This window comes from Actinophytocola sp., from assembly GCF_035762905.1.
Classification (GTDB): domain Bacteria; phylum Actinomycetota; class Actinomycetes; order Mycobacteriales; family Pseudonocardiaceae; genus DASYTH01.
In genome coordinates this window covers 85,229-98,238 of sequence record NZ_DASUCC010000084.1, presented here as the reverse complement: position 1 = coordinate 98,238, position 13,010 = coordinate 85,229, and the positions used below count along the sequence as shown (strand labels likewise).

8 protein-coding genes are annotated in these 13,010 nt (G+C 70.4%); 1 reads left to right on the top strand and 7 read right to left on the bottom strand.

What is annotated here, in order from left to right; genetic code table 11:
• From VFV67_RS17175 to VFV67_RS17155, 5 genes are all read right to left on the bottom strand, one after another.
• Positions 1-1,059: beta-ketoacyl synthase N-terminal-like domain-containing protein (locus tag VFV67_RS17175; RefSeq protein WP_326471188.1), on the bottom strand; the 1,059-nt coding region annotated here is incomplete at its 3' end.
• Positions 1,060-1,099: 40 nt separating this feature from the next.
• On the bottom strand, positions 1,100-4,183 hold the full coding sequence (locus VFV67_RS17170) for a type I polyketide synthase (protein ID WP_326471186.1): 3,084 nt from the start codon (positions 4,181-4,183) through the stop codon (positions 1,100-1,102).
• 17 nt (positions 4,184-4,200) lie between these two features.
• The gene (locus VFV67_RS17165; RefSeq protein WP_326471185.1) at positions 4,201-4,941 is read right to left on the bottom strand and encodes a thioesterase II family protein; all 741 of its coding nucleotides are present in this window, start codon (positions 4,939-4,941) and stop codon (positions 4,201-4,203) included.
• The gene (locus VFV67_RS17160) at positions 4,938-6,188 is read right to left on the bottom strand and encodes a cytochrome P450 (protein ID WP_326471183.1); all 1,251 of its coding nucleotides are present in this window, start codon (positions 6,186-6,188) and stop codon (positions 4,938-4,940) included. The genes VFV67_RS17165 and VFV67_RS17160 overlap by 4 nt, the downstream gene beginning before the upstream one ends.
• A complete protein-coding gene (locus VFV67_RS17155) occupies positions 6,185-6,415 on the bottom strand; it encodes a phosphopantetheine-binding protein (RefSeq protein ID WP_326471181.1) in 231 nt (76 codons plus the stop codon). The genes VFV67_RS17160 and VFV67_RS17155 overlap by 4 nt, the downstream gene beginning before the upstream one ends.
• Before the next feature lie 377 nt (positions 6,416-6,792).
• Between VFV67_RS17155 and VFV67_RS17150 the strand changes: the two genes are divergently transcribed.
• Positions 6,793-8,310 carry an FAD-dependent monooxygenase gene (locus tag VFV67_RS17150; protein ID WP_326471179.1) on the top strand — a complete coding sequence of 506 codons (1,518 nt, stop codon included), beginning with the start codon at positions 6,793-6,795 and terminating at the stop codon, positions 8,308-8,310.
• Between the two features lie 107 nt (positions 8,311-8,417).
• On the opposite strand, the gene VFV67_RS17145 is transcribed toward VFV67_RS17150, so the two are convergent.
• Entirely contained in the window at positions 8,418-9,152 is a 735-nt protein-coding gene (locus tag VFV67_RS17145) for a thioesterase II family protein (protein ID WP_326471178.1), read from the bottom strand.
• 63 nt (positions 9,153-9,215) lie between these two features.
• Positions 9,216-13,010, bottom strand: a complete 3,795-nt coding sequence (locus tag VFV67_RS17140) for an amino acid adenylation domain-containing protein (protein ID WP_326471176.1) — start codon at positions 13,008-13,010, stop codon at positions 9,216-9,218.

Genomic DNA, 13,010 nt, shown 5'->3' with positions numbered 1-13,010 from the left:
GGCCTCGATCGGATCCCCCAACCTCGTCCCAGTCCCATGCGCCTCAACCACATCCACATCACCCCCCCGCAACCGAGCATTCGCCAACGCCGCCTCAATCACCCGCCGCTGCGCCAACCCGTTCGGCGCGGTCACACCGTTGGACGCCCCATCCTGATTCACCGCCGAACCACGAATCACCGCCCAAACCCGACGCCCGTTGCGCCGCGCGTCGGACAACCGCTCCAACACCAGCACACCCACACCCTCGGCAAACCCGGTGCCATCCGCCGCCTCAGCAAACGCCTTACACCGCCCATCCACCGACAAACCCCGCTGCCGAGCGAACTCCACGAGCAGGCCCGGGGTCGACATCGTCGACACCCCACCGGCCAACGCCAACGTGCACTCCCCGGAACGCAGGGAATGCACGGCCTGGTGCACGGCGACGAGCGACGACGAGCACGCGGTGTCGATCGACACCGCCGGGCCCTCCAGACCCAGCGCATAGGACACCCGGCCCGAGGCCAAGCTGGTGTAGGTCCCGGTGAGCGCGTAACCCTCCACCTCGCCGGCCGCCCCGCCGCCCATCCGCGGGCCGTAGTCGACGGCGTAGAGCCCGGTGAACACCCCGGTCGCCGAACCCCGCAGCCCGGCCGGGTCGATTCCCGCCCGTTCCAACGCTTCCCACGACGTCTCCAGCATCAGCCGCTGCTGCGGATCCATCGCCAGCGCCTCGCGCGGACTGATCCCGAAGAACTCCGCGTCGAACTCCGCGATATCAGGCAGAAAGCCACCGCGGCGCGTGTACGTCTTGCCCGGCGACTCGGGATCCGGGTCGTACACCGCCGGGTCCCACCCACGGTCCAGCGGGAGGTCATCCAGCGCGTCCACACCACCGGACACCACTGCCCACAGCCCTTCCGGGGAGGTCGCGCCACCGGGGAAGCGACACCCCAAGCCCACGACCGCGACGGGCTCGCAAGTGGACTCCTCCAACTCGCGCACCCGCTCGCGCAGGGTCTGCGCATCGCCGACGGCGCGCCGCAAGTAGGACCGGAGCTTGTCGACATCCTCCACCGGGGACCTCCCGAACTCATGCTTGGACGAACAGGCGGTGCTACACGTATCCGCGCTCGATCAAGGCGTACAAATCGTCGTCGGTGCCGCTTTCCGGACTCGTGTCCGCCACCGTTTCCAAGACATCGGGCACCTCCGGTTCGAGGAGGGCGAAGATGTGCAGCGCGAGCGTTTGCGGGGTGGGGTAGGTGAACGCGACGGTGGCCGGGAGCCGCACTCCGGCCGCCTCGGTGAGCCGGTTGCGCAGCCGCACGGCCATCAGGGAGTCGAAACCCAGATCCTTGAAGGTGTCGGTCGACCTTGCCGCGAGATCGACGCCGGTCAGCTCCCGGTCCTCCGTGCTCAGCACCGCTGCCGCCTCGGCGCAGACCAGATCGAGGACCGATCGTTCCGAACCCAGCTCCGCCGTCCTTGCGGACGGTTGCCTGCCGGACCGCGCGGCGGAGCCCGGGTTCGCGGTGTCGGTGTCATCGGGTGCCGTCAGCCAGTACCGCTGCCGCTGGAACGGATAGGTCGGCAGGTCGATCCGGCGCGGCCGGTCCGCGGCGAACGCCGCCGCCCAGTTCACCGGCACACCGCGCACGTGCAGCTCGGCCAGCGACGCAAGGACCTTGCCCGCACTCCCGTCGTCCTTGTGCAGGGTGCCCACCAGCACCGGCGAGGCCGTCAGTGCGTCGGCGGTCTCCGCCATCGCCACCGCGAGCACCGGATGCGGACTGACTTCCACGAACACCCCACCGCGGTCGCGCATGAGGTGCTCGACGACCTCGCCGAACCGCACCGTCGTGCGCAGGTTCTCGTACCAGTACGAGCCGTCCAGCTTCCGCGTGTCGAGCGGCCCCCCGGTGACCGTCGAGTGGAACTCCACCGCCGATGTTCTCGGCGACAGGCCCGAAGTGGCCGCCAGCAGCCGGTCCCGGATGCGTTCGACATGGTGGGAGTGCGACGCGTAGTTCGCTTTGATCCGGCGCACCCGGACGCCGGCACCGGCCGCCATCGCGGCGAACTGGTCCAGCGCCTCCTCGTCCCCGGAGATCACCACCGACGCCGGCCCGTTGACCACCGCCAGGGTGAGCCGCCCGGGCCACCGCCCCAACCGGTCCCGAACCCATTCGTCCGACGCGAACACCGCACTCAGCCCGCCGGAGCCGGCCAGCTCGGTCAAGGTCCGGCTGCGCACGGCGACGACCCGCGCCGCGTCCTCGAGCGAGAGCGCACCCGACACACATGCCGCGGCGATCTCGCCCTGCGAGGTCCCCACCACGACATCGGGAACCACTCCCAGCGACCGCCACACCTGGGCCAGCGACACCATCATCGCCCACAACGCCGGCTGCACGACGTCCACCCGGTCCAGCGATGCGGCCGACTCCGCACCGGTCACCACGTCCACAAGGGACCAGTCCACCCACGGCGCAAGGGCCCGCGCGCACTCGTCGATCCCGCGCGCGAAGACCTCCGACTCCGCGTACAGCCGCCGCCCCATGCCCGGCCACTGCGAACCCTGACCGGGGAACACGAAGACGACCGGACCCGCCGGACCGGAGTCCACCCCGCGAACCACCCGCGCCGAGTCACCGCCCGCCGCGACCAGGTCGAGACCGGCAAGCGCCTCCGCCCGGTCGCCGCCGAGCACGACCGCGCGGTGCTCGAACAACGACCGGGTGGACAGCAGCGAGTGCGCCACATCGACCGCCGGCACCGACGGGTCGGCGGCCAGGTGATCCCGCAGCCGCGCCGCCCATTCCCGCAACGCCGGCGCCGACCGCGCCGACAGCACCCACGGCAGCACCCCGGAATCGGCCACGGCGGCCGGGGCCGCGGCCGCGACCCCCTCCTCGGGGGCTTGTTCGAGGAGCACGTGCGCGTAGGTGCCACCCATGCCGAACGCCGACACCCCGGCCCGGCGCGGCCGGCCGGGCCCACTCGGCCAGGGCCGCGCGGCCAGGAGCACCTCGAAGTCCGCCTGGAAGTCCGGGATGTTCGGGTTCGGCGACCGGAAGTTCAGGCTCGGCACCAGGTGCGCGCGGTCCACGCAGAGCGCCGCCTTCACGAAGCCGACGATCCCGGCGGCCGGCTCGAGGTGTCCGACATTCGTCTTCACCGAGCCGATCGCCAGCGGGCGGGTCCGACCGGTCTCCCGGAACACCTGGCGCAGACCGGATATCTCGGCCGGGTCGCCGAGCCGGGTGCCGGTGCCGTGCGCCTCCACGTAGTCCACCCCGTCGAACGGGACACCCGCGCGTTCGACGGCGGCCAGCACGGCCGCCGCCTGCCCGCTGGGGCTGGGATCCGGCATCCGGGAGGACGCACCGCCGCTGCCGACGCCCCAGCCGCGGACCACGGCGTAGATGTGATCACCATCGGCGACGGCGAGGTCGAGCCGCTTCAGCAGGACGAACGCCCCACCCTCGCCCCGGCCGAACCCGTTGGCTCGTTCGTCGAAGGTGAAGCAGCGGCCGTCGGGCGACAAGGCGCCGAGGTTCGCAAGGCCGAGTCCGGCCGCCGGATCGACGATCAGGTGCACGCCGCCCGCGATCGCCAGGTCGACCGCGCCGCCGCGGATCCGTTCACAGGTCAGTGCCAACGACACGAGCGAGGAGGACTGGCCCGAGTCCGCGCAGAAACTCATGCCGCGGACGTCGAACAGGCTCGAGATCCGGTTCGCGATCAACGCACCGCTCGAGCCGAGCGCGGCGTAGTGGTCATCCCGGTCGCTGCCGGACAGCTTGCGCAGCACGTCGTACCCGGAGGGCGCGGTGCCGACCACGACATCGATCTCGCGCCCGGCGAGCGCGGTCGCCGGGATCCGGGCGTCTTCGACCGCCTCCCAGGCGAGTTCCAGCCCCAACCGCTGCACCGGGTCCATGGCGGCCGCCTCCGCCGGCGGCGTGCCGAAGAACTCCGCGTCGAACCCGTCGATCGAGTCCAGGAAGGAACCCGAGTTCAGCTCGGCGGCGTCCGGCTGGGACGGGTGGTTCGAGTCGGCCGCCCGGTGCGCGGGGAACGTCCCGACGGTCGAACACCCGTCCAGCAGCAGGCGCCAGAACTCCCGCAGGTCGCGCACTCCGGGAAAGCGGCACGACATCCCGATGACGGCAATATCGGTGGCTGCGCCACTCATGCGAATTCCTTCCGGTCTCACCGCCAAGAGGTCAACAGCTTCCGCAGCTCGTCCGGCGCGTCCATGAAGTCGTAGTGGCCGCCGTCGACAACCCGGAAGTCGACCGAATCCGAGTACAGGCACCAACCCTCGAGGTCGTCGAGGTGCACGTCGGGGTCGTCCCGCCAGTGCACGACGACGATCGGGCAGGGCAGCACGACCGGCTCCACCCGCCGGTACGCCCGCGCGGCGGCGTGATCACGGAGCAGCACGGACAGGCCGACATCGACCATGTCCGGCCGCGGCTCGATCCCCCGGCCGCGGATGAACGACTCCACCTCGGCGCGCAGCTCGGCCTCGGTCATGGTGAACATCCGGTCCCGCGCGGCGTCGTGCGGTGCCGGCTGGCCCGACACGAAGAAGCAGGCCGGCTCGGGCAGGCCGAGTTCGGCGAGCCGGACCACGGTCTCGAACGCGGGCAGCGCACCCGCGCAGTGGCCGAAGAACGCGAATGGCCGGTCGAGCAGCGGCAGCAGCGGTTCGACCAGGCTGGCTGCGAGGTTCTCGTAGCTGTCGTAGTGCGGGTGGGCCAGCCGGTTCTCCCGGCCGGGGAACTGCACCGGGCAGACCTCGACGCCGTCGATCGCGGCCGGCCAGGCGCTGAACGCCGAACCGCCGGACCCGGAGAAGGGAAAGCAGAAGATCCGGGCGGGGTGCGCGGTGGACTGCGGCCGGACGAACCACGGCGACGCGGGGTAGGGGGTGGAACCGGATGTCATGGTGTGGTTCGTTTCTGGGCGACGATGGGCAGGTGGGTCATCCCGGCGATGAAGTACGACCGCAGATGCTGCGGTTCGCCGGCGAGCTCGATCGATCCGAACCGCGCGAGCAGCTCTTCGAAGAAGACGCGCAGGGTCAGCCGGGCCAGCGGTGCCCCGATGCAGAAGTGCGGCCCGAACCCGAAGGCGACCTGGCGCTTGGCGTTGCTTCGCGTGATGTCGAACTCGTGCGGGTCGGTGAACTGGGACTCGTCCCGGTTGGCCGACCCGATCCACGCGACGACCGCCCCACGGGCCGGGATCGTGCCGCCGCCGATCTCGGTGTCGTGCACCGCGTACCGCATGAAGTTGCACGCGGCCGACGTCCAGCGCAGCCCTTCCTCGACCAGGTTCGGGATCAGCGACGGGTCGGCCTGCGCCTTCTCGAACTGCACCGGCCGCTCGATCAGCGCCTGCACCGTGCCCGAGACGGTGTGCGGCGTCGTCACGTTGGCGCCGAGGAGAATGCTGTACCCGTCGAGGGCGATCTCCTCGTCGGTCAGCGGCGCGTCTCCCGCGCGGACGCTCATCAGGTGGTCGAGCAGGCTCCCGTCCGCACCTCCGGCCGCCCGCCGCCGCTTCACCCACTCGGTGACGTAGGTGACCAGCTCGTGGTGCGAGATGGCCAGCGTCGCGGCTTCGTTGCCCAGCTGGAAGTGGGGATCCGACGGGGCGGTCACCATCGCGGTCAGCTGCACGAGTTCCGCCCAGTCCCGCTCCGGGATCCCCAACAGCGGGCCGGTGACGATCGCCGGGAGGAGCAGCGCCTGCTCGGCCAGGTCGAAGGTGCCGCCGTCGAGCGCCGGCTCGAGGAAGCGCACGATCGCCTGCCGGATCCGGTCCTGCCAGCCCGCCACCGCCCGCGCGGTGAGCTTGGCGCCGATCGCCCTGCGGACCTCGGTGTGCCGCGGCGGGTCGGTGGAGGTCATCAACTTGCCGGCCGCGACGTCGTCCTGCCCGAGGTGGGTGACCACCGTGCCGCGCTCCGAGGTGAACTCCCGGTGGTCGCCGAGCACGCGGCAGACGTCCTCGTACCGGGTCAGCGACCAGAACTCCCGACCGTCCGGCAGGACCTGGTGGTGCAGCGGCGCCTTGGCCCGCAGCACGTCCCAGATCGGGTGCGGATCGCCCGAGGTGTACAGGTCCAGGTCGAACAGGTCGACGCTGTCCAGGTCGACGTCGCGCGGGGCACCCGGCGTCAACCTCACCTGCCCGCCCTCCCCTGCTCGATCAGGTCGGCCACCCGGGCCGGGGTCAGTGCCAGGTAGAAGTCGCGCACGGAAAGCTGGACGCCGTAGTCCTGCGCCACCCGGTCGATGATCTTGATGCCGGTCAGCGAATTGCCGCCGAGCACGAAGAAGTCGTCATCCGCCCCGACCTCACGACAGTTGAGGTGTTCCCCCCACAACGCCGCGATCTCCTGCACCAGCGACACCGGCGCACTCGACGGCGCGAATTGTCGTTCCGATACCTCTGCTTGTCCAGCTCGCTGGTCGACCTGCGGCGACAATTCCATTGCCAGTCTTTCCTTTCCCCGCCGACCGGGAGTGCCCGCCCGCGTCATTGCCGGCAAGACAAAATTCATTGAATGGCCAGACGTAGTGTCGCCTGAATTCGTGGCCGGGCACACCGTGTTGGTGGTGTCGGGCGTTCCCCGTCCGGTGCGCTTGAGAATGTCCTGCCGACCGGACAGGACAAGTTCGGCAGCGGCTTCCCCGGGCCGGCACCGCGTTTCTTGACCGGCTGATCCCCTTCGGTCAACGTGGAGGTGATGTATCGACGTTAGCGGCGCCGTGGAATAGGGGAAACAACGTGGGACACACCGGCATGGACGCGGACGTGGTGATCGCGGGGGCCGGCCCGACGGGCCTGATGCTCGCCGGTGAGCTGCGGCTGGCGGGCGTCGACGTGCTGGTGGTCGAGCGGCTCGCGGAGCGCACCGGTGAGTCGCGCGCCGGCGGGATGCATTCCCGCACCCTTGAGGTGCTGGACCAGCGCGGAATCCTGGATCGCTTCCTGGCGATCGGCGAACCGCAGCCGGTGGGCCACTTCTCCGGCCTGTATCTGGACTTCGACGAGTTCGAGTCCCGGCACCCGTACCCGCTGATGATCCTGCAGTCCGCCATCGAGCGGCTGCTGGAGGAGTGGGCCGTCGAGCTCGGCGTGCGGGTGCGCAGGTCGTCCGAGGTGCGCGGGATCCGCCAGGACGGGACCGGCGTGACGGTCGAGGTGGGTACGGCCCAGGCGACCACCGCCACGCTGCGCGCCCGCTACCTCGTGGGCTGCGACGGTGGGCGCAGCGCGGTGCGCAAGCTGGCGGGCATCGACTTCCCCGGCACTCCGGCGACGATGACCGCGCTGATCGGTGACGTCGAACTCCCCGATCTGCCCGAGGACTACGTCTGGGTGCGGCGCTGCCCGACCGGCGACTTCTCGGCGATCGCCTTCGAGCCGGGCTGGCACCGGGTGATCACCTCCGAGTACGACCGGGACGCGGACCGCGACGACCCCCCGACGTTCGAGCGGCTCCGGGAGTCGCTGATCAGGCTCGCGGGCACCGACTACGGCATGCGCAGTCCCAGGTGGATCTCCCGGTTCAACGACGCCGCACGGCAGGCCGCCCGGTACCGGGCGGGCCGGGTGCTGCTCGCCGGCGACGCCGCGCACATCCACTTCCCGGCCGGCGGGCAGGGGCTGAACATGGGCGTACAGGACGCGGTCAATCTCGGCTGGAAGCTCGCCTCGGTGGTGCGCGGCCAGGCGCCGGAGAGCCTGCTGGACAGCTACCACGCCGAGCGCCACCCCGTCGCGGCACGCGTTCTGCACAACACCCGGGCGCAGGCGGCCCTGGCCCGCCCCGGCCCCCAGACCGACGCACTGCGCGAAGTGTTCGGCTCACTCATGGTGTTCGACGACGTCAACCAGTATCTGCGCGGCATGCTCACCGCTCTGGACATCCGGTACCCGACCGACGGCGACCACCCGCTGGACGGCCGCCGGGTCCCCGACGCCGACCTCAAGACGGCGGACGGCGCCACCCGCGTCTACGAGCTGCTGCATGCCGGCCGACCGGTCCTGCTCGACCTGCACGGCAGCACCGAGGTGGCGGCGGCCGCCGAAGGCTGGGCCGATCGCGTCGACCTCGTCGAGGCGCGCAGCGAGGACGACCACTGGCCCGTCCCGGCGATCGGCGAGATCCCCGCCCCCGCCGCGCTGCTCATCCGGCCCGACGGCCATGTCGCCTGGGCGGCCGACGCCGGCGACGCACCCGACACCGCCGCCCTCCGGACCGCCCTCACCACCTGGTTCGGCCCGGCCCAATCCAAGTGAGACACCGCCCGAACCGACCGGGCCCGCAATGCTGCCGGTCGGTTCGGGCTCGCATGACGGCGCCCGTCAAGACCTGGTTGTCCTGACGGGCGCCGCCTTCTGGTTGATCAGCGATCGCGGGCGGACTCCGCCTCGATCACGTCCAGCACCTCCCGGCCGAGGTCGACCAGATACATGTGGTCGCCAGGGAACTCCGCATAGCTGAACGCACCCGTGGTCGCCGCCCGCCACTGCCGGGCCTCGTCCGCGGTGACCAGTCCGTCCGAACTGCCGCGCAGCGAGCAGATCGGCACCGACACCGGTTCGTCGGTGCTCGGGACGTAGTCCTCGTGCATCTCACAGTCGGCCTGCAACGCGGGGAGAATCAGTTCCCGCATCTCCGGATGGTCGAGCGCCTCGTGCCGAAATCCGGCGAACTCCTCGACCCTGGCGAGGAACTCCTCGTCCGGGAGCCCCGCCGCCCGCCGCTCACGCTGGGTCCACGGCCCCGGGGAACCACTGACGACCAGCCGCTCGACCTGCACACCGCGGGTGCTCAGCAGGTGCACCAGCTCGTAGGCGAGCACCGCGCCGAGGCTGTGTCCGAACAGGACGGTCCGCGCCCCCGCGCCGAGGTCGGCGACGACGTCGTCGATCTCGTTCTTGGCCGCTTCGACGACGTTGCGGTACGGCGTCTCCAGGATCCGCCGCTCCCGGCCGGGCAGCTCGATCGAGGTCACTCGCCACCGGCCGGCGGACAGCTCCCGCCACGGATGGAAGAACGAAGGACCTGCTCCCGCGAACGGCACGCACAGCAGCGTGACCTGCTCGCCGTGTTCTTCGGACCTGCCGGGTTCTGTCACCCCGACCAACCCCAATCTCCATTCGATGGTTCGTTTCGACCGGCTGCGGAAATCGATTTCCGGTCACTCAGCCAGCTTGCGGTTGATTACCTCGAACACCTCGGCCACGGGTCCGGGCAGATGCATTTCGTGGTGCACGGCGCGGACATCGTGCACCTCGATGGCACCGAGGACGTACGGCCGCCACAGATGCATGTAGTGCTCGTCCTGAAGCGTCGCGTTGAAGAACACCACATCGCCCCGGTAGACCGGCGATTCGAACTCCATCATGCGGCCCATGTTGTTGGCCAGTACCTTCGACATGGCATCCAGGAAATCGCCCATGTTCTTGGTGCCGATGTACTGGCCGAAGTGGTCCTCGAGCTCCGCCCGGTACTCCGAGAGCTGCTTTCCGGCGTGGATCTCGGTGAATCCGTGGCCTCCCGGCTGGGCGTCCAGGATGGCCACCAGGGCGATCTCGTGGCCACGCCGGTCGAGCGCATCCGCGATGGCCTGCACCATGGTGCCGCCGTAGGACCAGCCGATCAGGTAGAACGGCCCGTCCGGTTGGATCTTCAGCATCTCGGTGACGTAGTCGTCGACCATCTCCTGCACCGAACCCGCGAGCGGCGACTCGCCGTCGGAGCCGCGGGACTGCAGGGCGTAGGCCGGCCGGTCGTGTACGTGCAGCACGAAACTGAAGTACGCCCAGCCAAGACCGCCCCCGCCGTGGAAGAACCACATCGGCGGCTTCCCGGTACCGGGATCGCTGTTCAACGGCAACACGACCGCGAACGGGTCGGCGAGGTCCACGGGAGTGTCGCCGCCGAGCAACAGCACGGCAAGCTCGGCCACCGTGGGAAACTTGATGATCGTCTTGAGCGGGAAGACGATGTCGAACTCGCCGGCGATGCGGCGGCTGAGCCGGGCGGCCAGGAGCGAGTGCCCGCCGAGCTCGAAGAAGCTCTCGTCGATACCGACCTTCTCCCGGCCGAGCAACTCGGCGAAGAGCGCACACAGCTTCTCCTCGTGCGCGTTGCGCGGCTCGCGGCCGATGACGATGGCCGGGTCCTCCGCCGGCAGTGCCCGCCGGTCGAGCTTCCCGTTCGGGGTCAGCGGAAGCTCCGGCAGCGAGATCACCGCGGACGGCACCATGTAGTCCGGCAGCCGCCCGCGCAGGTACTCGGACAGCTCGTCCGCCGGGACATCGGCGCCGGGCTCGGGCACCACGTACCCGACGATGCGCTTGTCGCCGTCCTGGTTCTCGCGCACCACGACCGCCGCCTGCGCCACCCCGGCGTGGCCGGCAAGCACATGCTCGATCTCACTCAGCTCGATCCGGAACCCCCGGACCTTCACCTGGTGATCGGTCCGCGCGATGTACTCCAGGTCGCCGTTCTTGTTCCACCGCGCCAGATCCCCGGTGCGGTACATCCGCGTCCCGGCCGCGCCGAACGGGCACGGCACGAACCGCTCCGCGGTCAGGTCCGGCCGGCCCTGGTACCCGCGGGCCACCCCGGCACCGGCGATGTACAGCTCGCCCGGCACCCCGCGCGGAACCGGGTGCAACCGCGCGTCGAGCAGGTACACCTGGGTGTTCCCGACCGGCGTCCCGATCGCCACCCCCGTCCCCGCCGTCACGGTCGCCATGGTCGACCACGTCGTCGTCTCGGTCGGGCCGTACCAGTTGCCCACTTCGGCGGCCTGCCCCGCCAAGGTCTCGGCCAGCCGTACCGGCACGGCCTCCGCGCCGGTGATGATCCGCAGCCCCTGCGCGGCCTCCGGCTCGTGCGTCAGCAGCAGCTGCCAGAACCCGGGCGTGGCCTGCACCGCGGTGACCCCGTGGCGGCGGATGAGCTCCAGCACGGCCGCCGGGTCGGTGACGGTGTCCTTGCGCGCCATGACCATGGTCGCGCCGCAGATGAACGGGAGGTACAGCTCGGTGTTCGCCATGTCGAACGACACCGTGGTGCTGAACAGCATCCGCTCCGCGGGCGCCAGCGGGAACCGCTGGCGCACCGATGCCAGGTAGTTCGCCAGCGCGCCGCGCGTGATCGTCACGCCCTTCGGGGTCCCGGTCGACCCCGACGTGTAGATCACGTACTGGGTGTTCTCCGGCCGGACGACCACCTCCGGTGCCACGTCCGGATACCCGGAGCAGTCCGCACCGGCCAGCGCATCGGCATCGAGCACCAGCACCGGATCCGCCTGCTCGAGGATGTGGTCGATCCGGGAACGCGGGTGGTCCGGATCGATCGGAACGTAGGCGCCACCGGACTTCTGCACCGCCAGCAGTGCCACGATCAGGTCCACGGTCCGGGGCAGGCACACGGCGACCAGCGACTCGGCCCGCACCCCGCGGTCGACCAACCAGTGCGCCAGCCGGTTCGACCGCTTGTCCAACTCCTGGTAGGTGAGCGACTCCTCCTCGCCGATGACGGCAAGTGCCGCCGGACTCGCCCGTACCTGCCGGTGCACCGCTGCCAGCAGCCCCGGCTCCAGGGTCGGCTCGGCGGTGTCGTTCACCTCGTCCAGCAGCCGCTCCCGCTCCCCCGCGATCAGCACGTCGACATCACCGACGCGGGTGTCAGGATCGGCGACCACCTGCTCGAGAACCTGCGCGAACCGAGCGGCCATGGCCTCGACCGTGTCCCGGTCGAACAGCTTGGTCCCGTACTGGATGTCGCCGTACAGCGTTCCCGAGTCGGCCATCGTCATGCTGAAGAACAGGTCCACCATGGTCTTCGAGGTGAGGGCCTGCACGAACTCCGCGTCGAGCCCGGGGAACTCGAGGACCGGCTTGGCGAAGTTCTGCCAGCCGCACATCACCTGGAACAGCGGCCGGTACGCCGTGGAGCGGTCCGGGTTGATCGACTCGACGAGCACGTCGAACGGCACGTCCTGGTGCTCGTAAGACGCCAGCGCCTTGTTCCGCACCTGCCTGAGCAGGTCGGTGAACGACGGGTCACCGGAGAGGTCCACGCGCAGCACCAGGTTGTTGACGAAGCACCCGATCAGGTCGGCAAGCGCTTCGTCGGTCCGCCCGGCGATCGGCGAGCCGATCGGCACGTCCTCCCCGCCGCCGAGCTTGCACAGCAGCAACGCCAGCGCGGCTTGCACGACCATCGACGTGGTCATTCCGTGATCGGCGGCCAGCTTCTCCAGTCCGCCAGCCACCTCCGGCCGCACGACGAAGCCGACCGTGTCGCCGTGTGTGGACAGTTCCGCGGTCCGCGGGCGGTCCAGCGGCAGGCGGAGCGGCTGCGGCACCCCGGCAAGCGCGGTGCGCCAGTACTCGAGCTGCTGCGCGCCGAGACTGTTCGGGTCCGCCAGGTCGCCGAGCACCTCGCGCTGCCACAGCGTGTAGTCCTTGTACTGCACGGGCAGCGGCTCCCAGGTCGGCGCCCGACCGTCCCGGCGGGCGGCGTAGGCCTCGGCAAGATCCCGGGCCAGCGGCGCGCTCGAGCTGCCGTCCGTCGCGATGTGGTGGATGACCAGGACCAGCACGTGTTCCCGGGGCGAGCAGCGCAACAGACTGGCCCGGAACGGGATCTCGGCCGCCAGGTCGAACCCGTGCGCGACGGCCTCGTCGATCGCGCCGGCCACGCCGTCCGGTGCCACCTCGACCACCGGCATCCGCGTCTGCGCCAACGCCTCCGCCACCGGCAGGATCCGCTGGTGCGGCTCACCGTCGTCGGTCGGCACGTACGTGGTGCGCAGGATCTCGTGCCGCTCGACCACGTCCTGGATCGCCGAGGCGAGGGCGGCCTGGTCCAGTGACCCGGTCAGCCGCAACGCCGCCGTCATGTTCCAGGTCTCCTCACCCTCCAGTTGGTGCAGAAACCAGTAACGACGTTGGGCGAATGACAGCGGAATCAT

Bases quoted from the DNA above. Each gene is read 5' to 3' on its own strand.
- VFV67_RS17165 (WP_326471185.1), bottom strand. From the start codon at position 4,941: ATGACATCCGGTTCCACCCCCTACCCCGCGTCGCCGTGGTTCGTCCGG.
- VFV67_RS17170 (WP_326471186.1), bottom strand. From the start codon at position 4,183: ATGAGTGGCGCAGCCACCGATATTGCCGTCATCGGGATGTCGTGCCGC.
- VFV67_RS17140 (WP_326471176.1), bottom strand. From the start codon at position 13,010: ATGATTCCGCTGTCATTCGCCCAACGTCGTTACTGGTTTCTGCACCAA.